This window comes from Halocatena halophila, assembly GCA_027563145.1.
Lineage (GTDB): Archaea > Halobacteriota > Halobacteria > Halobacteriales > Haloarculaceae > Halocatena > Halocatena halophila.
Genome location: CP071307.1, coordinates 619,501 through 640,643, shown reverse-complemented (window position 1 = coordinate 640,643; position 21,143 = coordinate 619,501). Strand labels below are relative to the sequence as shown.

The following is a 21,143-nucleotide window of genomic DNA, read 5'->3' as shown; positions in this document are numbered from 1 at the left end:
CTGCTCGAAGATTGCTACCGGAGGATGTGACAACGGGGGTGTGAGATGGGAGCAATGAAGATGACAAAACGGCGAACGCTCGTGCTCGCGACGGTGTCGTTCAACGTCTCGTTTCTGGTCTGGTTTTCGTTCGCTCCGTTCACCGGACCGATTAGCCAGGAGTTCGGCCTGTCGGTTGCCGAGGTCGGGATACTCTCGAGTGCTGCCATCTGGCTCGCACCGTTCGGTCGAATTCTGACCGGCTGGCTGTCCGACCGGTACGGCGCACCAACGGTGTTCGCCATCGTGCTCGGTTACGTTGGTCTGTTTTCGATGGCGAGTGCCGTTGCCAACTCCTACACGGTGTTTTTCATCGAGCGGATGGTCGTTTCAACCGCCGGAATCACCTTCGTGGTCGGGATTCAACACGTTTCGGAGTGGTTTGACGACGATGAACTCGGCACAGCAGAAGGAATCTATGCCGGGATTGGAAACGCAGGTGCGGCTGCGGGCGCATTGTTGTTGCCTCGTTTGTTTCCGGCTGACTGGAGTGGTCCACTGTTCGCGAGCAACTGGCGGGCTGTCTTTTTCTACACCGGCGTGCTGTCGATACTGCTCGGCATTGTCTACTACGTCCTTGGTGAGGCTGCCAGCTCCGAAGAGCGTCGGAGCGAAACGCGCGCAAACGCCAGCGCAACCGACTGGATTCACACCGCCACTCGCTATGGAACGCTCGTGCTCGCGTGCGGATATCTGATGAGCTTCGGGCTGGAACTGGCAATGAACGGCTGGCTGGCAACGTACTATCGAACAGCGTTCGGAACGGACGATCTCGTGCTGGCGAGTTCGTTTGCAGCGACGTTCTCGATTGCCTCGGGACTGCTCCGGCCCATCGGCGGGTATATCAGCGACACGCTCGCCAGAACACAGCGTGACATTATACCGCTGTTTCCCGGTCGGCATCGCGAACAGTGGACGTTCGTGTCGCTGTGTTTCATCGTCTGCATGCTTGGTGTCATGACCCTGGCAGGCCAGTCCGGTGACGTACTGCTCGCCGTGGGAGCAGGCTTTCTGGTCGGCGTGGGCTGTGCGTTCGCCGAGGGGTCGATCTTTGCGCAAGCACCGGCGATGTTCCCAAACAACTCCGGAACGGTCGCAGGAGTGGTTGGTGGCGTGGGGACGATTGGTGGAATGGTGTATCCGGTCGCGTTTTCGTCAGCGGTTTTTGGAAGCTATCATATGGGATACGCAGTCGTCGCCACGTCGATGCTCCCGATTCTCGGACTGGCCGCCTGGGCGTTCAGACCGGCAATCGCGAGCGTTGCCACGGAAGTCGGTCCCTTCAATCGCACTGAGTCGGGAAAGGTCGAATCGGATTGATCCCATCCCAGGAGTGGTAATCCAGCGTAACGAGTTACGGACGGGCACCGCCCGATCTGGGGGCCACCTCAAGAATGTGTGGTTCAGTCTGTCCCCCAGAGGGGAACCGTAACGTTACATCCGTACCAGTGTAATGAATTGAAACCCTCCCCAACGAAAATCGGAACGATAGCTCAGGAACATCGAACGCAACAGTGCGATTTTTACTGGTGGTAGTCCCATCGATCTGTGAAAGGAACTGTTCGAACTACACCCGACCGACCGCCATCACTGTTCGGCCCAGCAAAACGGGAGCCCGGTGCGACGGTCAAAATGTATTTATAATAGATACAAATATGAAAGATACTTTTAAATATATTTATTAATTATTGGTAGCTGTTTGTAGAACGGTTACGGAAGCAATGAGATTCAACAGACGTACATTTCTTCGAGCGGTTGGGGTGGGAAGTTTCGGGACAGTATCTGTCGGTGCACTCAGTGATCCCAGCGCAGCAGCAACAGTTATCACACTCGATGGAGGCGGAGATGACATCTGGGGTACTGCAGACGCCTTCCACTACTACTACGAAACCGTCAGTGGTGACTTCGACGTTGTCGTGCAAAACACCGGCGTCGAGAACACGGATAGCTGGGCGAAAGCAGGATTAATGGTCAGGGAGTCGACAGACCCCCAGGCAGCCAACGTCCTGGTTCGCCGACGATCGAACGGTGAAGCGTCAATGCAGTACCGACCATCGGTGGGAGCCGATACGGATAGTGTTGGTGGGACACAAGCAGACTGGCTCCGGCTGGTCCGCACGGGCGATACGATCAAAACGTATCACGCGAATGATCGCGGTGATTGGACACTCATCGAACGACTTGGCCCGGACGATATCACCCTCCCAGAGACCGTTCCGGTTGGGTTGGCAGTCACGAGCCACGCGACTGGACAGCTGTGTACGGCGACCTTCCAGAAGCTTTCGGGGATCGATCCCGACACGAGTCAGGATATCGGCCCCGTGGAGGTTGCTGGTCGCGTCGACACGCAGGCAGGCGTTCCACTCGTGAGGACCGGCGACATCAGTTCAGTAGGGACGGATACTGCGACGATTAATGGAGACGTGACCGATCTTGGAGCGGCCAACACGGCAGTGTGTCGCTTCGAGTACCGAGAAGTTCCAACCGAGGAGTGGACGACCACGGAGACGCACACGCTTGATGAGCCGGGCTCGTTCAGCGCCACAGTTACGGGACTGAGCAGTCGACGCTACTACGAAATTAGAGCCACCACTGAGACGAGCGACGGAGACACCGCCGTTGGGACAACGACCGTGTTCAGCACCGAAGCGAAGGGAAGTGGCCGTGGGCCACCGCCCCATGCTGGGCCAAACAGCAGCTCACAGTTCGGTCCCGGTGATGGATTTGCGGAGGCTGCCCCCTGGCTCGACGATTCAACCCCCGTGATCACAATTCGGGAGCCATCCAGACGGCAGTTAGTGGCGGCGCTGAATGTCGACGGTCCACGACTCGTCGTCTTTGAGACGAGTGGAACGGTCGATCTCGAAGGCCGGGATCTCGTCGTTGCGACGGACAACCTCTATCTTGCCGGACAAACGGCCCCTTCACCGGGAGTCACGTTGATCAGGGGGCGGCTCACGATCGCTGCAAACGACTGTGTGGTACAACACCTTCGCGTCCGTCTCGGTGACAACGGTCTCGAGGAACCGACCGAGGGATGGGCGCTCGATGCGATCAACACGGCCGACGGAACTGCGAACAACGTAATCGATCACGTGTCGGCAAGCTGGAGCGTCGATGAGGTGCTCTCGGTTGGCTATGACACGACCAACACGACGGTTTCAAACTGTCTGATCGCCGAAGCGCTACACGATTCCGTGCATCCCAAGGGATCGCACGGCTACGGATCGCTCATCGGAAATGGAGCCACGAACGTGGCCCTGCTCGGAAACGTCTGGTCGCAAAACACGGATCGGCACCCGCGGTTGAAAGCGGACACAGACAGCGTCGTCATTAACAATCTCGTCCACAACTATGACGATGGTACGTGGCTCGACCCCGATACTACCGCTGCGATCGAGGGGAACGTCTATCTCGATCCGAGATCGGAATCGGCGAACGTCTTCGCAGAAGACGATGTCGAAACGGCAATCGCCCATCTGGCGGATAACTACACGAACGGTGACGTTCCAATGGTGGACTCGAACGTCACGCAGGTTGGCGAGCGCCCGTTGTGGCCAGACGGGCTCGAACGGGTCGGTGCCGGTCGAACGATCACGCACAATCTCTCGAACGCTGGCGCTCGGCCTGCCGATCGAACGGAACACGACCGTCGGATCATCGAGAACATTCGAAATGGGGTTGATAGTTATATCGACAGCCAAACGGCTGTCGGGGGCTATCCCACGCTGGCAGTGAATACACATTCGGTTTCAGTCCCTGACACCGCGACACGAGTCTGGCTCAGAGCAAAGGCCCGTGACGTCGAATCCGGTGAGTAGGACAGCTCCACAGTATTTCGAATCAAAGGCCCAGCTCTCCCAATCCGAACCGTATCTTCGGGCCAAAACCAAGTGAAAAATTCCCAGATGATCACTTCGCCACCTATCCCAGCGGATTATTTCAGAATCTAGACGGTATGGGTTTCACACATAGTTGATTGGATGTGACAATATTTTGCAAAATGGTAAATATCACCACTATATTCCAGATCCCTCATTGAAAAGTATATTAATAGTGATTATTTTATTGCTCTTTGAAGTTAATTCTGATATCGGTAGTGATGCCAACGGTAATAGAGCTCAGTATGAGATATCTTGTGAAATCCTCACATATTAGATGGTAGCAGCCGAACTCGACTGAATGGATGGATCAACTGTGCGGAACAAATTTTACTATTTATTATCTGAATTGCTATCATTCGAATTGGAATCTCCGTACCGGCGTACGTATGGCAGAATAACAAGATGAAAAAGCGAAACACAGGAATTTCCGAAAAGCACTGCAGGTGGGATTCGATCGGAAATCTTCACTCCCAGGAGTCGACGCTGGTGAGAATCGTCGGACGTGGTTGCATCGTCACGGCAGATTCTCGCTCGATCGCATCGAATGAGTCGTACATTGGCGATTCGAGCGTGAGCCGGCATGCACTAACAGCCAGACCGAGGATGAGCTGTGCCTCATACAGCGCGAACTGTCGGCCAATACACATCCGAGCGCCCCCACCGAAGGGGAAATAGCTGTAGGTCGGTCGATCGGACGGGCCCGCAAACCGTGCTGGCCGATACACGAGTGGGTCATCCCAGAGATCCTCGTGGCGATGCATCAGGAACTGGCTCAACAGCACGTCGCTCCCGGCCGGGAGCGTATATCCACAGAGTCGATCGGGCGAGCGCAGTTCACGGCTGATCACCGGCACTGGTGGATAGATTCGCATTGCTTCCTGGACGCAGTGTTTGGCGAGCGTCGATTCATCGACCGAAGGGGTGTCCGCTGTGAGCCAGTCGGTCGATTGCGTCCACTCATAGAGTTCGCGGTGAATCGATGGATGGTGACAGAGTAAATACCAGCACCAGGCAAGCGCAGTGGCAGTCGTCTCATGACCGGCCAAAAGAAAGGTGATGAGTTCGTCTCGGATCTGCTCATCGGAGAGCGATTCGCCCGCATCCGTTCTGGCCGCGAGCAGCCGCGCGAGCATATCGTCCTCTCCGTTTGGTGATTGTTTGCGCCGTTCGATCAGTTCGTAGACGAGCGAATCGAGAAACTCGGTTGCTTCGGCGAGTTCGCGGTTGTGTTGGGTCGGCACCCACCGTGGAACGGAAAGCGAAACGCCTCCAACCTGCCGGCGAAACTCACGACGGACGGTTGCGAGCGCATCCCGGAGTCGCTCGGCGTGGGGTGTCATGTCCGTCGAAAACATGGCCTTGCCGATGATCGAGAGCGTTACCCGCTCGGTCTCTGCAAGCAGATCGATCGGTCCGTCGTGTTGGTGCCAGCGTTCGACCATCGCGTGGGTCTCCTCGCGAATTAACTCGGTGAACGTCTGGATCGCAGCAGGGCGAAACAGCGGCCGAATCACGCGTTGCTGTCGTCGCCAGTGATCCTCGGAGGCGGTCAATAAGCCGTCACCGAACAGCTCGGCGAGCTGGTCGTCATAAACGTCGGATTTTCGGTAGTTTCCCTGATTCGTTTCGAGCACCTGCTGAATGGCCCCGGGATCGGAGATAAGATACGACTCACCGCGAAAGTACACGCGGACGATGTCACCGTACTCTTGCTGTAGGCTGGCGAGCGTCGTGGTGGTGTCGGCTGCGATGAACTGTCTGGCAACCGAGAGCCACGAGAGGCGTCGGGGACCTGGCGGCCGATTGGCGGTGTGTGTTGAAGGCATTGGATGGATCTCACTCAGTTGGATTCTGTAAGTTCCTGGGCGGTCGCTCGAACATCATCCATCATGCAGTTGAATCGACAAGTTTCTCAGGGGCGTCAATCGTCCCGGGCCGACTGCTGAGACGCTCGTACAGCGTTGGATGGTCCAGCAACAGCGTTGCCAGTGTGGCGTCATCCGAAGGCGTCTCAACGATATCTGGAAGACCCGCACGAAACGTTGTGTCGTCGCCGTCGAGGACGGCGTCGATCCGTTCGAATGTGGGTGTGCTCATGCGATGACGACACCAGTGAGCGCAGTGTTTCTGGGCGAGACACATTAGGCTGTGCCGTCGCATTCACGGGGCTATTTATTACCAATAGACTCAGAAATAGAATCAAGACAGTCCTCTGCGGTTGCAACCATCCCAAACATGCTAACGAAGCCGTGAATCATCGCGGGGTAGTGACGGTGAGAAACCGACACGCCAGCACCAGCGAGTCGGTTCGCATAGGCAATTCCCTCATCTCGTAGGGGGTCAAAGCCTGCGGTGACGACCGTCGCAGCGGGCAGTCCAGACAGATCGCGCGCTAACAGGGGTGAGAGATACTCGTTGCGGGCCTGAATCGGATCCTGGATGTACGCCGCAGAGAACCACTCCATATCCGCGCGTTCCAGAAAGTAGCCATCGCCGTTTTCGTCGTAGCTCTCGTGGGGGTCCGCTACGCCACTGGCAACGGGCGGATAGAGCAGTAGCTGGCGGTCGATTGGTGGCCCATCACGGTCGATTGAGAGCAGTGAGCAGGCGGCTGCCAGGTTACCACCAGCACTGTCGCCGGCCACGACGAGCGTCTCAGGATCGCCACCGAGCGATTCGGCGTGTGTCGCCGCCCACTGTAAAGCAGTATAGCTATCTCGGAGCCCGGCCGGAAACGGATGCTCCGGAGCCAGTCGGTAATCGACGCTCAGAACGAGCGCCTCTGCCCGATTCGACAGTGCCGAACAGAGCGCGTCGTGTGTGTCGAGACTGCCGAGCACGAATCCGCCACCGTGGAAATACAGTATCACCGGAAGGGACGTGGCACTTGAGGGGCGATACGCACGGATCGTTACTGGTCCGGCCGGTCCCGAAATGTCGAACTCGTGGATCTCGTGGACAGATTCGGACTCGGCGAACCCACTAGTGGCTTCGAACTGTTCGCGGGCCTGTGCGGGGGTCACCGACGAAATCGGCACCATCGACTGCTGGTTCATCACCGAAAGAATCGGCTCAAGGTCGCTATCGACGCTATCGGCGCGTCTGGGAGCTGGATCGAACGTGTTCTCAGTCATACGTCGGTCTAAGCTAACACGTACCACAGGGTAAAACGTATCGGTGGGAGAATATAACATAACTGGCCTTGTATCGGACGCAGTATCGTTACATAGCTCACGGGAGATGGATGCGTACACCGATATCCGGCGACGCAATCGCCGGCCGGTCCGGATACAAGCCATGCAATTCGGGATCTTCTACGAACACCAGTTGCCCCGGCCGTGGAAGCCTGGCGACGAACAGCGGCTGCTCGAACAGGCGCTTGAACAGATCGAACTCGCCGACAGCCTTGGCTACGACTACGCATGGGAGGTCGAACACCACTTTCTGGAGGAGTACAGCCACTCTTCTGCACCTGGCGTATTTCTGGGAGCCACAGCCCAGCGGACAGAACAGATCAAACTCGGCCACGGCATCCGCCTGATGCCCCCAGCGTATAATCATCCCGCGCGCGTAGCAGAAACGATCAGCACCCTCGATCTGCTGAGCGACGGCCGTGTGCAGTTTGGAACTGGAGAGTCCTCATCAAACGTCGAGCTTGGTGGCTTTGCAATTCCCCGTGACGAAAAAGAAGCGATGTGGCGCGAAGCGACCGAGCAGGTGACGAACATGCTCACGATGGAGCCCTATCCTGGCTATGATGGCGAATACGTCTCGATGCCAGCGAGAAACGTCGTTCCAAAGCCTGCCCAGTCGCCACATCCGCCGCTGTGGCTCGCCTGCTCGTCGCGATCGACGATCAAACAGGCCGCACGACTCGGGATGGGCGCGTTATGTTTCGACTTTGCGGCAGCAGACAATGCGAAACAGTGGGTCGACACCTACTACGAAACGTTCGAAAACGAGTGTACACCGATCGGCCACACCGTCAATCCAAACATCGCGATGGTGACCGGGGTTTCCGTCCACGAGGACCGACAGACGGCGATCGACCGGGGTGCTGTGGGCTTTGCGTTCTTTCAGTACGCACTCGCTCACTACTACGGAGCGGGTGCCCACCAGCCAGGTCGCACGAACGTCTGGGAGGCGTTCGAAGACGCAGGCGGCGCGGAGGCCATTCTCGACGGTACAGCTGACGAACCAGTCGGTGCAATCGGAACTGTTGACGATGTGCGAACACATCTACGCGGGCTCGAAGACGCTGGTGTCGATCAGGTGATCTTCATTCAGCAGGGCGGCAACAATCGACATGAGCACATCTGTGCATCGCTCGAACTGTTCGCAGAGGAGGTGCTCGAACCGTTCCACGAGCGCGATGAGGCGTATCGAGCCCGAAAGCACCAGGAACTCGAACCCGCCATCAGAGCTGCGTTGGAGAGAAAACAACCGATGGAGTCGATGGACGACGACGAGCCGCCCATCGTCGATCCCTGAGCACGGTCGCACACCGAACGTTCGGTATTGCCGAACAGCTATGTCAGGTGCAGCACGTGACAGATGTACCGTTGTAATGGTCACGAGCGATCCGGAACTGCGATCGTAGAGAATTATTGAAACGAAAGATCAACTTCGATTACGTTCGCGGTCGATCTGATCTGTGTGAGAAGTTCTCTGTCCTCCCAGTCGCCCGCTAGCCGCATTGCAGGCCCAGAAAGCGAGATGGCTCCAGTAACCTCGCCGTTCGATCGGAGGGGGACGCCAAACGCCGTTACCCCCGGCCTATACTCTTCCCGATTGACAAACCAGCCACGATCGCGTCCAGTTTCCAGTTCGTCGTAGAGGTGGTCCCGCTCGGTGATCGTCTCCCCAGTGAATTTCTTGAGTCCCCATCGATCCAGGATCGCTTCGGTTCGGTCTCGATCCAGATGGGCAAGAATTGCCTTCCCAGCCGCCGAACAGTGCATATACGAGTGGGTACCCACACGAAGATCGGTCTGTACTGATCGCTCGCCCTCGGCAAGACAGATGACCGTTGCGAGACCGTGCTGTTCGACCATACAGAACACGCGCTCGCCAGTCTGTTCGGCGAGTTCGGTTACCGCCGGCTTTGCCACGGCATAGAGCGGTTGGGCTCGCTTGACGTACTCTCCAAAGTTGAGAAACCGAAGCCCGAGCTCGTAGGTTCCGCCGTTCGACACCACGAATCCGTTACGCTCTAGCGTCGAAAGGTGATCGTGAACGGTGGACTTCGAGAAATCGAGTGACTGGGCTATCCTCGTGACTCCTGCTCCATCGAGCTTCCAGAGTGTCTCGAGCACCGCAATGGATTTTTCGACCGATCCGAGCGTGTGTGACGACCCATCGGTGGTGTCCATAGAGCGAACTTACCGATCGATCACCATAAACTGTTCGACGATGACGAACGATCAGTGGAGTGTTCGAACGGCACGCATAGCAAAAGCGTTTTGAGACGCCACTATCCAGTATAGCTGTGGTTGGCAATGACAAACCTCATCAATGACGTACGATCGGCGGTGGCAGCAAATGGAGAACGGACGGCGCTCTCCTACGACGGGACAGATATCAGCTACGAGGGGTTCTTCGAGCAGGTTCGTCGGTTCTCGGGAGCACTCAAAGAACGCGGCTTCGAACCCGGTGATCGGGTGGGGCTGTATCTGCCAAACCTTCCCCAGTACGTGGTTGGCTTTTTCGGCACGCTCCACGCGGGAGGCGTCGTAGTGCCGTTGAATCCCCAGTACAAAGCACGAGAGATCGAACATTTGCTTTCCGACAGCGAGACGACAGTCGTCGTCACACTTTCTGATCTGGTGGGGTACGTTGACGCCGTCGTCGAGGAGACGAGCGTTGAGCACGTGTTCAGCGTTGGCGACGCAGATGGGGCCGACGCGCTCAATGCGGTGCTCGCCAACGCGCCCATCGCCGAAGAGCACATCGAGCGCCACGACGACGACGTGGCAGTCCAGCCATACACCAGTGGGACCACGGGAACGCCCAAGGGCGTCTTGCTCACACACAAGAATTTGGGCTGGGATGCGCGCGCAGCCGCGAAACTGATTCCGGATGGAATCGACGAAGACGACCGATTCCTCGGCGTGTTGCCGTTGTTCCACATCTACGGCATGACGATTACGATGATCGCAACGCTGTTCGAGGGGGCTACATACTATCCGGTGCCAGAATGGGACGCCGACACCGTCTGTTCGATCATCGAACGCGAGCAGATCACCGTGATGCACGGCGTGCCCGCGATGTTCAACGACATGATCGGGCTCGAAAATAGCGACGCGTACGATCTCTCCACGCTTCGCTTTGTCAATTCCGGTGGCTCGGGCCTCCCGATCGAAGTGCTCGAAGGGTTCGAAGCGACGTTCGAGGTGGAGCTGTACGAAGGGTACGGACTGACCGAAACGAGTCCGGTCACTCACGCGAACAGTCCCTCGAACAGACGGCCGGGCTCGATCGGACAGCCACTGGAGGGAGTCTCTGCCAGGATCGTTGATTCGTCGTTCGAGGAAGTCGATCCCGTTGAGAAGGGACCAGTCGGCGACGATCAGGAGCTCGATGGACTCACCGGCGAGCTAATCGTCAGCGGGCCAAACGTAATGAAAGGCTACGCTGGTCTGCCAGAGGCAAACGAGGAGGTGTTCACCGAGGCCGATGGCAAGCGCTGGTTCCACACCGGCGATATCGGCTATTACGACGAGGACGGATTTTTCTACGTCGTCGATCGCGAAAAGCACATGATCAACACCGCGGGCTACAACGTTTATCCGCGCGAACTCGAGGAGTTGCTGTTCGAGCACGAGGCCGTCGCAGACGTGGCAGTCGTCGGGATCGACGATGAGCGCCGTGGCGAAACCGTCGCGGCGTTCGTCGTCCCGGCCGGAGAGGTGACCGAAGACGAGCTGAAATCGTTCTGTCTTGACCGGCTCGCGGAGTACAAACACCCACGCACGATCGAATTCGTTGAGGAGTTGCCCCGGACAACGACTGGGAAAGTCCAGAAGTTCGAGCTCAAAGAACAATCCAGCAACGAATAGAGCTGTACGCTCCGTGAAGGAACTTACTTCTTTGTGGCGACCGAGAATGTAGCTATGGGGTTTCAGCTAACAGACGAACAGCGGGCAATCCGTGACGTTGTCAGGGAATTTGGCGAAAATGAGATTCGTCCGGTTGCACGCGAGCACGACGAAGAGAAACGCTATCCCAGCGAGTTGATCGAACAGGCGGCCCAGTACGACCTGATTGCACCCACGATTCCGACGGAGTACGGCGGCGCAGGGATGGATATGCTGAGCTCTGTGCTCGTTACCGAAGAGCTCTGGCGGGCGGATCCTGGAATTGGCAGCGCCATCGGTTCGCGTGGATTCGGATCGAGCATGATCCGGCAGTTCGGTGACGAGGCGATGAAAGAGACGTGGCTGCCAAAGATCGCTTCGGGCGAGTCGGCGAGTTGTTCGTGTATTTCAGAGCCAGCGCACGGCTCGAACGTGGCGGGGATCGAAACCCGTGCCGAACCGGACGGTGACGAGTTCGTCATCAACGGCTCGAAGATGTGGATCACGAACGGCACGGTCGCCGATGTGGCAGTTGTGATGGCCAAAACCGATCCGGAAGCCGGCCATCGCGGCATCACGGCGTTTCTGGTGCCGACCGAGACGGATGGCTTTTCGGCTTCCAAAATCGACAACAAGCTCGGGATTCGTGCCTCCGATCTGGCAGAAATCACGCTCAGTGACGTTCGCGTGCCCGACGACAATGTGATCGGCGAGGTCGATCAAGGATTCTACCAGCTGATGAGCTTTTTCGCCGGTGGACGCACCAATGTCGCCGCCCAGGCGCTCGGTACCGCACAGGCCGCACTGGACGCGGCGATTGACTACGCAGAAGAACGCGAACAGGGGGGACAGCTCATCAAGGAGTATCAGGCGATCAGTCACAAGATCGCCGAGATGGCAACCAACGTTGAAGCGGCACGGTCGCTCACCTACAGGGCTGCCGGACACGTGATGGACGGTGATGACCGTGAGGGAGCCCGCTATGCTTCGATGGCCAAACTGTTTGCCAGCGAGCACGCCGTCGACGTTGCCGACGAGGCGATCCAGGTTCACGGCGGGGCCGGCTACGTCACCGACCACCCCGTTGAGCGGTTCTATCGCGACGCACGAATCACGAAAATCTACGAAGGTACCAGCGAGATCCAGAAGAACATCATCGCCGATTCGCTACTCTGAGCCGATGCCCTCGCGCAAACGAGCAACATCACCCGCGTCGTGTCCACAGACGACAGTCGCGTTGTGGCGTCGCTCGCGGTCTTTGAGCCGCTGGAGGCTCTCGAACCAGTGCGAACTGCTCCAGAGCAATCCGGTGCTCATTGGACGTTCCTGGTCGTAGTTGTCCCGGACGTACGCCTGATCGCCAGCGACGATCAGCGTCTTCCCGTCAACCGTAATCTGTACACCCAACAATCCCGGCGTGTGCCCGGGGAGATGAACGAACTCGATCCCTTCGAAGTGGGTTTCCGATCGCTGATGGACGATTTCCCAGTTCAGATCGTGATCGAAATCCGAGGCCACGTACGCCACGCTTCCGGCATCGGTGTTGGCACTGTAGTAGGCGTATTTCAGTTCGTCCTCGTGGACGTAGATGGGAACGTCCGTCCCTGCAAACTCGTAGAGCCCACCGGCGTGGTCTAAGTGTAAATGCGACATCACGACCGCATCGATCTCCGCGAGGTCGTAGCCGGCCGTGGCCAGATCCGAGGCAAGTTCGTGTTCGTCGGCGTCGTAATGTTCGAACGCGGCGTACAGCTCTGGGGGCCAGTAGCCGTCTCCCGCCGACGGATGTGAGCCTGTATCCCAGAGGATCGTCGCCTCGGGATGTTCAATCACCAGATTATACACCGGACTCTCACCCATCATCGTCTGGGGGTTGGAGTCGTTCGCCGTTCCCATCACTGTGCCACCCACGACATGGTTGATGTCCGCCCGAATGTGGCCCCGGTTGAGTAGTTCGATCGTGATATCCATCACATGATAATCATGTAAGGAGCAATCGTAGGTATCAGGAAACAGGCAAAAAACGCCGGGAAGGTGTCAGCTGGCGTCGATGACGCTCGCCAGATCGTTGCCCACCTGATCGTCACCCAGATACTCGGTGTGGCTGCCGACAGTGTCCGTCACGTCGATGTCGGCGTAGTTCGACGGCCCGGCACAGTCTGCACCTTCCGTGCCGAGCGCCGGTTCGCCGAACCAGCCGTACGCCGACCCCACCGTCGAATCGTTGTGCGAATGGTAGTTACGAACCGTTTGAGCCGACGCGCCGATTCCCTCGTGCCACACGCCACCAGAACAGACGGTCGAACCGTTTGCTGCCGTCCCCATCGCGCCGATCGTCGATATCGTGTACCCAGCTGAGAGTTTGTCCGCCGTCCAGTAGACGACTCGACCGCCCAGCGAATGGCCGGTGAGCCTAACGTTCGTCGTGCCGTCGTCGATCGAGGCCTCAATGAGTGACGCGAGCGTTGCTCCAACCCCCTCGGTGTCCGCCTCGGCATCGAAATACCACCAGTTGCTGGCCGGCCACTCGATGGCGATCGATTCATCTGGGGTGTAGCCGGCCGTCTCGAGGGATCCAAGGATGGACTCTGCCTGACTCGCTACCGAATCATCGCCGTACCAGCCATGAACGAAGACGAACAGCTCTTGAGCGACTGGAAGCGTTCCATCCGTAACGAATACGCCATCAGACTGTTCTGTGAACCGGATCGTCGTGACCGCCTGGGCTGCGGTGGACTGAGCCATTGTAACTGGACCAGCAACAATTGCCGCACCCATTCCCCGCAACACCGTCCGGCGGCCAACCCGTCTTCTGCTCGATTCCCCCCGTTCATTCGTTTTGGTATTGTTCCACATACCACCCATATATTATTATTTATTATTTTAATACTTTTTGTTTATATTGAGAGAAGTTAAAATGAAGTTGGTGGTCGATCGCGTGGACCGCTCGGTCGGCTCAGTCCGAAAGCACCACAGCGGCAAAATCGCTACCGACCTGTGTGTCACCCAGATAGTCGAGATGGCTCCCGACGGTCCCAGTAACATCGACATCCGTGTAGTTGCCCGGTCCCGAACACGCCGCACCCTCCGTGCCGAGCGCTGGTTGGCCGAAAAATCCGTACGCACTGCCGACAGTGGTGTCGTTCAACGAGTGATAGTTGCGAACAGTTCCAGCGCCAGTGGCGATGTCCTCATCCCAGTCTCCACCAAAACAGACGTTCGAGCCCTCGGCTGCGGTGCCCATGGCACCGACCGTGTCAATCGTGTACCCCGCACTGATTTTCGAACTTGCCCAGTAGACGATACGGCCGCCGAGCGAATGTCCAGTGAGTCTGATACTACCACCACCAGCGTCCGAAAAGTCCTCAATTAGTTCTGCTACGACTTCGCCAACCGATTCGGTGTCGCTCTCTGCGTCTGTGTAGAGAAAGTTCGTTGCGGGCCATTCGACCGCAACCACTGCGTCCGGATCGTAGCCGCCGTCCTCGATCGAATCGCGGACATCAGCAGTCTGGCTCACCACCGTCGAATCACCGAACCAGCCGTGAACGAAAACAAGTAGCTCATCAACCACCGGCAAATCGTCGGTGGTGTAGAAATTGCCAAGCATTCCTTCAGAGACCTCCACCGTCGTCACGGGCTGGCTAGCTGCAATTCCACTGAAACCACCGACACCAACTGCAGTCAGCCCAACTGCTCGGGTGAGAACGCCTCGGCGCGTCATCGGTAGTGTCGTTCGATTCGGTCGGTCGGATCGATCGGATTGTTTTTTCATGCGGCAACGTACTATTTGCTACGATTATAATTAATTTCTATTATGGTTATAGCCACGTCTTTAATACGGTTCTGTGAAGATACCAGAAAACTACCCATCAAATTTATCACAGAGAAATACAACGCAACAATAATGTGCCACGGTATCACTAGACGGGAAACTCCCGTGCCAGAACGGTGAGCACCAATGTGGGAGATAATGTACACCATCGCGCCGGACGGTGGCCGTTTCGATCGTGCAGAGCAGATTCTGTACGAAAATGGTGTCGTACTCAAGACGATCCAGTCGATCGAATTTCTCACAGACGACTCGATCGTTATCGTCTACGAGATCGATGGGAATCGCGAGACACTCAAACGGTGTCTGAACGATGGATCTGGAAAAGTCCTGGAATTTGCTGTGAGTGAAGAATCCGACCCGCTCGTTGCCCAGATCAGATTCATCCCGGATACACCACTCGATGATCTTCTCCGGATTCATCGATCGTACGGCGTTACAGTTGTGTTCCCGATCCACTACGTAAACCACGATCCGTTTCGAATCGAGCTCACTGAAATTGGCCCGCGGGCAGAGCTCCACCAACGGATTCAGGAGACGCGTACGATCGCAACAGTCGGAATCAACCGCGTTTACCGGCATGATCCAGCATCGACTCGATACGCTGGTGTGCTCACACAGAGACAGCAAGACGTTCTCGAGGCGGCGATCGAGGCCGGTTACTATCGGATTCCACGGGAGACCACCCACGAGGAGCTATCAGAGACGCTAAACTGTAGTTCGAGTATGGTCGGTCAACACCTTCGTCGGATCGAACGCCGGATCATCAGCGCACTGTATCACGGTGGCGAAAGGATGAACACAAACGCGTGACCGGTTTCGAAATGGAGCAGTTATTTGGCAGTCGCCACCTATCGAGAACCATGGAGTACGAAACCGTTACCGTCGAGTACGATTCACAGACCGGCGTCGGTCACATAACGCTGGACCGACCGGATTCGCTCAACGCGCTGAGCGAGCAGTTGTCCGCAGAGATCGTCGAGGCGCTCAAATCACTGGAGACACAGGGAGATTCGAGCGATCGCGGACTTCGTGTGGTCGTGATCGAGGGAGCTGGTGAGAAGGCGTTCTGCGCTGGTGCAGACATCAACGGTTTTTCGAGCGCAAACGAGGGGGAGCGCTCGGAGCGGCGGGCTCACGAGTTCATTCCAGAGTTTCCGGTGCCAGTCGTGGCAAAAATCGACGGCTACTGTCTGGGTGGTGGGTTCGAACTGGCGCTGTCGTGTGATCTCCGGCTCGCGAGCGATCGCTCGACGTTTGGCTTTCCGGAAGTGGACCTTGGACTCCTGCCGGGGGCAGGCGGCGTGCAGTTCGTGACGAAACTCTGTGGCCCGGCCGTTGCCATGGAGCTCGCAATGACCGGTGAGCACGTAGCTGCCGACTGGGTGCACGAAAAGGGACTCATCAATCGCATCTACGACAGCGAGGAGTTCGACGAGTCGGTCGATTCGTTCGTCGCGTCGCTGGCCGAACAGGCACCACTGGCCGTCCAGGCGATCAAGCGATCGGCACGAACGGCGGTCAACACTTCCCGCCAGGAGGGCCGGCGCTACGACCGCCAGCAGTTCAACTCGCTGTTGAACACCGAAGACTTCGAAGAAGGCGCAGCCGCGTTCGCTGAAAATCGCGATCCGGAGTTCGTCGGTCGGTAGTTCAGTCCCACTCCTCGCCGATACCGCGCAGCGAAAACGGTCCGACGGGGAGATTGTAGCCTGCCTCGAGTGCGGTGTCTACCTGTTCTTCGGTGGCAACGCCAGCATCGACAACGCGCTGGGCTTCACGGCGCATCGCTCCGTAGATCCGATTGGCGACGAAGCCATACGAACCGGGATCGTCGTCCACGACGATCGCCGTTTTTCCGAGTTCCTCAGCGAGCGCCTCGGCACGCTCGACGACAGCGGGGTCAGTTTCGGGCGCTTTGACGATCTCGACGAGTTCCATCACCGGAACCGGATTGAAAAAGTGCGTGACCGCAACGCGCGATGGATCGTCAACGGCGTTGGCGATCGATGCCACCGAAAAGCCACTCGTGTTTGAAAACAGCGGCTGGTCGTCGGTCACCTCGTTGAGCGCCCGAAACACCTGGCCTTTGATGGAAAGTTCCTCGGTGACCGCCTCAATGACGAACTCGGTGTCCTGCGTTGCCGTCTCAAGATCGGTCGTGAATGTGAGCCGATCGAGCGTCGCATCACGTTCTGCCTCGGTGAGATAACCGCCCTCGACGGCGTCATCGAGTCCGAAGCTCCCTGAGATAAGCCGTTCGCGGGCGGCCTCGAGGAGTTCGTCGTTGAGTTCGCGAACCCGAACCTCGTACCCGTTTCGTGCGAGTACCTGTGCGATACCACTGCCCATAATACCGCCACCGATGACGGCGACAGCGTTGTCTGCCATAGATACGGACAGGTGTGGCTGCCCCTTAGCTGTTCCCAACCGAGCAGCCGATACCGCATTCGTGTGAGATGGTTTTACTATCGTTCAGCCGTTTGGTGAGATATGCGATATCACGATTCGGAGACCGCCACCGAAGTCGCTGCGCGCGTTCGTACGTTCATGGACGAGGTCGTCATCCCGCGTGAGCGACGCGCGCTGGCTGATACCGACCCGATCACGGTCGCAGAAATCGAGTCCTTCTGGGAGCAAGCCAAAGACCGCGACCTGTTCGCACCCCAGGTGCCGACCGAGTTCGGCGGCCAGGGACTGGAGTTCTCAGAGATGCTGCCCTCGTTCGAAGCGGTCGGGAGAACGCTGACAGGGGCGCTCGCAATACGGGCAAATGCGCCCGACGAAGGGAATATGCACACGCTTGAGGCCGTCGGCACGTCCGAACAAAAAGAACGCTGGCTCAAGCCGCTGGTCCAGGGTGACATCTCCTCTGGCTTTTCGATGACTGAACCACGACAGGGCGGTGGTTCCGATCCGAAAATGCTCAAAACCACCGCCGTTCGTGATGGCGACGAGTGGGTGCTCAACGGGCACAAATGGTGGACGACCGGCGGCATGAACGCCGACATTCTGCTGGTGATGGCACGAACCGACCTTGAGGCACATCCGTATGCAGGCACGTCGATCATCGTCGTTCCGAGCGATGCAGACGGTGTGAACGTTGTCCGGAACATTCCACATCTCGGCGACGAATCGATCACCGAGTTCCCGGTTGGCCACGCAGAGATCGAATACGACGACGTGCGCGTTCCCGTCGAAAACACGCTTGGTGAGGCTGGCGAGGGGTTCCAGATCGCCCAGATGCGACTCGGTGGCGGTCGGCTCACCCACTGCATGCGCTATTCGGGAATGGCAGAGCGCTCGCTCGATGTCGCCAAAGCGTATCTGACAGAACGGGACGCGTTCGGCAGTGCGCTTGCAGAGAAGGGATCACTGCGCCATCGGATTGCCGATGCCGAAACGCGACTCCACGCGGCCCGTACCATGGTTCGCCATGCGGCCCGGGAACTCGACCGAAGCGAAGCCCGCATCGAGGTAGCAATGGCAAAGCTGTTCACCGCGAACGTCACCAACGATATCGTCGATCTGGCGATTCAGTGCTGTGGTGGCAGTGGCATCGGACGCGATCTCCCGCTTGCACACTTCTACGAGCACGTTCGTTCGTTCCGCATCGTTGATGGCGCAGACGAGGTCCACCGCCGGTCGATCGCTCGCCACGCCTTCGATGACGTCGAAACAAAAGAGCTCGAAGTGCTCCCAACGTTCAACGAGGAAAATCTTCACGACTCGCTCCGAGACGACGCTCCTCAGTAGTTGGCCTGTTCTTTCGCGTTCGAAATCTGGGTGTCATACTCATCGAGTGCCCATTCGTAGGCCGCCTCGGACGACTGGCCCTCGATCAGGACACGATTAACCATCTGATCCTGAATGTAGGTCGTTCCCACGTGCAAGGTCTCGGGTGAGCTCGGCAGGTCGGGACTCTCGAGTTCCGGGACGATCTCGGTTGCGATTTTCTCGTTTTTCTCGAGGAAGACACCATCCTCGGCCTGGAAGATCTCTGCGTTCCGATACGCATCAGCGTCCATCACGTCCGCATACGGCGGGATGAACCGCATCGGCTCGAGCAACGACACTGGTACCATATGTTCTTCACCAAACATGTGCTTGTTGAACTCCTTTGCACCCTCGGGATTGCTCGATCCCTCGATGATGGGGGTTCCGTTGGCGAGAATCCAGCCCCGTGTGATGGGATCGGCCCCCTCACGAACGGGAATCAACGCCTGTTCCGTGTTGCGCGCAATGTCGGTCGCTCCAGCCGCATACGCCGGTCCACAGAGCCAGGCGTTGTTCATGAAACACTGCGCAATGCGGCCACCGGCCCAGTACTCGACCGTCTTCGCCCACGAGAGACTGGATGGGTCCGGCGAGTAGTTCGCAAGCTCCTGGAGCACCTCGAGGACGGCCATCACGTGCTCTTTTTCGAACGCGAGTTCGATCGACTCGCCCGCAGATTTCCAGGTCTGACCGCCGGCGTTGTACAGCCAGTTCGAAAAGTCCGATCCGGACTTGCCAGCCGGCGTTCCAGCTACCCCAAAGCCGGCCGCCTCCACTTCATCGGATTCGTGGATCGCTTTGGCGTTGTCCACGAGACCTTGCCAGGTTTTGGGAACCGAGAGACCGAGTTTTTCGTAGATGTCCTTGCGATAGTTGAACACACCGCCCACGTAGATCCCGTTGGGGATCATGTGCATCTCATCGGCGCGATCGCCGTTGAACGGCTGCATCGTGTATTTGAACAGCGTCTCACCCCAGGTGGATTCTAACTCATCGATCACCGAATCAACCGGCTGCGTCAGCCCCTGATTGAACAGGTCGCCAATTTCCGTCTGGGTCGCGTGATAGCATTCCGGTGGCGTATTCGACTGCAACAACGTTGCCAGGCGCTGGCCACCCTGGCCTTGCATGCCGGCGTACTCCACCGACACCGACGCGTCGGACGACGATTCGAATCCGGCGATGAGTTCGTCCTCCCAGTAGGACTCCCACTGCTCGCCGGTGAGATCCGTCAGGATGTGGATATCGCCGTCGCTTGATTCATCGTTCGTGCCACCGCTGTCCATTCCAAGACAACCGGCGATGGCCGTCGCGGTGGCCAGTCCCGTGGCTCGCAACACGCCACGGCGTGTTGGTTGGTATCGTGTCATACACCTCCAGTGTTGGTAACTGGAGCATAAGTGTTTCGATCAGTCGTGTAAATACTAGAGATCGAACTGATTGAATCGATTAGCCGATTCGAATGCCACTCGCAGGATCGTACAGCGAGAGCTTCTCTACGTCGATCTCGATGGAGTACTCCGTCTGACTTCCGCGGAAGTCGGCCGGCGTCTCGACGGTCACGCGACCCAGTGGAGTCTCGAACAGGCTGTGGGTCCGGTCACCGAGCGTTTCGTCAAACACGTGTGTGGCGGGAATGCCACTGGAGTTCCGTTCTGTTACCCGGAGATGTTGTGGTCTGATGCCGACGCGCAGGTCGTCGCCGTCGTAGCCGTTCAGCCCATCGTGTGCCAGCGTGAGATTTTCTCCCGCAAGCAGTTCGGATCCGTCGTCTCCGTGCTCGATCCGAACGTCGAAAAACTCCATTGCGGGTCGGCCGACAAACTCGCCAACGAACTGTGTGTCCGGTTGTCGGTACACCCGGTCTGGCGTGTCAATCTGCTCGAGATGACCGTCGTTCATCACCGCGATCCGATCGGACATCGTCATTGCCTCTTCTTGATCGTGAGTGACATACAGCGTCGGACAGCCGACCTGATCCGTAATCTCTGCGAACAGCGGGCGCAGCTCGTGTTTGAGCTTCGCGTCGAGATCGCTCATCGGTTCATCGAACAGAAACAACGTCGGCTCTCTGATAATCGATCGACCGAGCGCCACGCGCTGTTGTTGACCGCCCGAAAGATCCCCGGGATACTTCGCAAGTTGGTCTTCGACCTGCAACAGCGATGCCGTCTCAACGACCCGTTCGTGGCGGTCGCTCCCATCGATGCCGGCGAGTTTCAGCGGATATGCAATGTTTTCTTCGACCGTCATGTGTGGGTAGAGCGCGATGTCCTGGAACAACAGCGCCACCCCCCGCTGTTGCACCGGTGCGGTGGTGACGGTCCGGTCGCCATACCGGATCTGGCCGCTCGTGACGGACTCCAGGCCCGCAACCATTCTGAGCGTCGTGGTCTTGCCACAGCCCGAGGGCCCGACGAGCGAGACGAACTCGCCGTCCTCGATCGTGAGGCTGAGATCATCAACTGCAGTCAGTGAGCCGTACTCCTTTGTCACATCGTCGAGTGTTATCGAAACCATTTGTTGTGTATCGTC

General features: G+C 57.8%; 18 protein-coding genes. 8 read left to right on the top strand and 10 right to left on the bottom strand.

Going from position 1 to position 21,143, the window contains the following annotated elements:
• Nucleotides 1-60 precede the first annotated feature (60 nt).
• A complete protein-coding gene (locus JXQ78_RS16950) occupies nucleotides 61-1,359 on the top strand; it encodes an MFS transporter (RefSeq protein ID WP_407934061.1) in 1,299 nt (432 codons plus the stop codon).
• A 401-nt stretch (nucleotides 1,360-1,760) separates the two neighbouring features.
• Nucleotides 1,761-3,860, top strand: a complete 2,100-nt coding sequence (locus tag JXQ78_RS16945; RefSeq protein WP_330633021.1) for a pectate lyase — start codon at nucleotides 1,761-1,763, stop codon at nucleotides 3,858-3,860.
• Nucleotides 3,861-4,387: 527 nt separating this feature from the next.
• Here JXQ78_RS16945 and JXQ78_RS16940 read toward each other — a convergent pair.
• From JXQ78_RS16940 to JXQ78_RS16930, 3 genes are all read right to left on the bottom strand, one after another.
• Complete coding sequence (locus JXQ78_RS16940) at nucleotides 4,388-5,749, bottom strand: cytochrome P450 (protein ID WP_330633020.1); 1,362 nt, start codon at nucleotides 5,747-5,749, stop codon at nucleotides 4,388-4,390.
• A gap of 61 nt (nucleotides 5,750-5,810) precedes the next feature.
• The gene (locus tag JXQ78_RS16935) at nucleotides 5,811-6,020 is read right to left on the bottom strand and encodes a thioredoxin domain-containing protein (RefSeq protein ID WP_330633019.1); all 210 of its coding nucleotides are present in this window, start codon (nucleotides 6,018-6,020) and stop codon (nucleotides 5,811-5,813) included.
• A gap of 71 nt (nucleotides 6,021-6,091) precedes the next feature.
• The gene (locus tag JXQ78_RS16930; protein ID WP_330633018.1) at nucleotides 6,092-7,057 is read right to left on the bottom strand and encodes an alpha/beta hydrolase; all 966 of its coding nucleotides are present in this window, start codon (nucleotides 7,055-7,057) and stop codon (nucleotides 6,092-6,094) included.
• A 106-nt stretch (nucleotides 7,058-7,163) separates the two neighbouring features.
• On the opposite strand from JXQ78_RS16930, the gene JXQ78_RS16925 reads away from it, so the two are divergent.
• Nucleotides 7,164-8,414: an LLM class flavin-dependent oxidoreductase gene (locus tag JXQ78_RS16925; RefSeq protein ID WP_330633017.1), complete on the top strand. Its 1,251-nt coding sequence runs from the start codon at nucleotides 7,164-7,166 to the stop codon at nucleotides 8,412-8,414.
• A gap of 113 nt (nucleotides 8,415-8,527) precedes the next feature.
• On the opposite strand, the gene JXQ78_RS16920 is transcribed toward JXQ78_RS16925, so the two are convergent.
• The gene (locus JXQ78_RS16920; protein WP_330633016.1) at nucleotides 8,528-9,295 is read right to left on the bottom strand and encodes an IclR family transcriptional regulator; all 768 of its coding nucleotides are present in this window, start codon (nucleotides 9,293-9,295) and stop codon (nucleotides 8,528-8,530) included.
• A gap of 126 nt (nucleotides 9,296-9,421) precedes the next feature.
• Here JXQ78_RS16920 and JXQ78_RS16915 point away from each other — a divergent pair, with 126 nt between their 5' ends.
• Together JXQ78_RS16915 and JXQ78_RS16910 are read left to right on the top strand one after the other, a co-directional pair.
• Nucleotides 9,422-10,981 (top strand): AMP-binding protein, encoded by a 1,560-nt coding sequence (locus JXQ78_RS16915; RefSeq protein ID WP_330633015.1) that lies wholly within the window; start codon nucleotides 9,422-9,424, stop codon nucleotides 10,979-10,981.
• Between the two features lie 54 nt (nucleotides 10,982-11,035).
• Entirely contained in the window at nucleotides 11,036-12,175 is a 1,140-nt protein-coding gene (locus JXQ78_RS16910; RefSeq protein WP_330633014.1) for an acyl-CoA dehydrogenase family protein, read from the top strand.
• Here the strand turns inward: JXQ78_RS16910 and JXQ78_RS16905 are convergent.
• The 3 genes from JXQ78_RS16905 to JXQ78_RS16895 all read right to left on the bottom strand — a co-directional run bounded on the left by JXQ78_RS16905 (nucleotide 12,167) and on the right by JXQ78_RS16895 (nucleotide 14,774).
• The gene (locus tag JXQ78_RS16905; RefSeq protein ID WP_330633013.1) at nucleotides 12,167-12,973 is read right to left on the bottom strand and encodes an N-acyl homoserine lactonase family protein; all 807 of its coding nucleotides are present in this window, start codon (nucleotides 12,971-12,973) and stop codon (nucleotides 12,167-12,169) included. The genes JXQ78_RS16910 and JXQ78_RS16905 overlap by 9 nt on opposite strands.
• A gap of 63 nt (nucleotides 12,974-13,036) precedes the next feature.
• Nucleotides 13,037-13,855 carry an alpha/beta hydrolase family protein gene (locus JXQ78_RS16900; RefSeq protein WP_330633012.1) on the bottom strand — a complete coding sequence of 273 codons (819 nt, stop codon included), beginning with the start codon at nucleotides 13,853-13,855 and terminating at the stop codon, nucleotides 13,037-13,039.
• Between the two features lie 100 nt (nucleotides 13,856-13,955).
• The gene (locus tag JXQ78_RS16895) at nucleotides 13,956-14,774 is read right to left on the bottom strand and encodes an alpha/beta hydrolase family protein (RefSeq protein WP_330633011.1); all 819 of its coding nucleotides are present in this window, start codon (nucleotides 14,772-14,774) and stop codon (nucleotides 13,956-13,958) included.
• A gap of 186 nt (nucleotides 14,775-14,960) precedes the next feature.
• Between JXQ78_RS16895 and JXQ78_RS16890 the strand changes: the two genes are divergently transcribed.
• Both JXQ78_RS16890 and JXQ78_RS16885 read left to right on the top strand, forming a co-directional pair.
• A complete protein-coding gene (locus tag JXQ78_RS16890; protein WP_330633010.1) occupies nucleotides 14,961-15,644 on the top strand; it encodes a helix-turn-helix domain-containing protein in 684 nt (227 codons plus the stop codon).
• Between the two features lie 50 nt (nucleotides 15,645-15,694).
• Nucleotides 15,695-16,483: an enoyl-CoA hydratase/isomerase family protein gene (locus JXQ78_RS16885; protein WP_330633009.1), complete on the top strand. Its 789-nt coding sequence runs from the start codon at nucleotides 15,695-15,697 to the stop codon at nucleotides 16,481-16,483.
• A 1-nt stretch (nucleotide 16,484) separates the two neighbouring features.
• Here the strand turns inward: JXQ78_RS16885 and JXQ78_RS16880 are convergent, their stop codons facing one another.
• Entirely contained in the window at nucleotides 16,485-17,222 is a 738-nt protein-coding gene (locus JXQ78_RS16880) for a 3-hydroxyacyl-CoA dehydrogenase family protein (RefSeq protein ID WP_330633008.1), read from the bottom strand.
• 102 nt (nucleotides 17,223-17,324) lie between these two features.
• Between JXQ78_RS16880 and JXQ78_RS16875 the strand changes: the two genes are divergently transcribed.
• Nucleotides 17,325-18,587: an acyl-CoA dehydrogenase family protein gene (locus JXQ78_RS16875; RefSeq protein ID WP_330633007.1), complete on the top strand. Its 1,263-nt coding sequence runs from the start codon at nucleotides 17,325-17,327 to the stop codon at nucleotides 18,585-18,587.
• Here the strand turns inward: JXQ78_RS16875 and JXQ78_RS16870 are convergent.
• Together JXQ78_RS16870 and JXQ78_RS16865 are read right to left on the bottom strand one after the other, a co-directional pair.
• Nucleotides 18,581-19,978 (bottom strand): ABC transporter substrate-binding protein, encoded by a 1,398-nt coding sequence (locus JXQ78_RS16870; RefSeq protein ID WP_330633006.1) that lies wholly within the window; start codon nucleotides 19,976-19,978, stop codon nucleotides 18,581-18,583. The two genes, JXQ78_RS16875 and JXQ78_RS16870, sit on opposite strands and share 7 nt — an antisense overlap.
• Before the next feature lie 79 nt (nucleotides 19,979-20,057).
• Nucleotides 20,058-21,128 (bottom strand): ABC transporter ATP-binding protein, encoded by a 1,071-nt coding sequence (locus tag JXQ78_RS16865; RefSeq protein WP_330633005.1) that lies wholly within the window; start codon nucleotides 21,126-21,128, stop codon nucleotides 20,058-20,060.
• Between the last annotated feature and the right edge of the window lie 15 nt (nucleotides 21,129-21,143).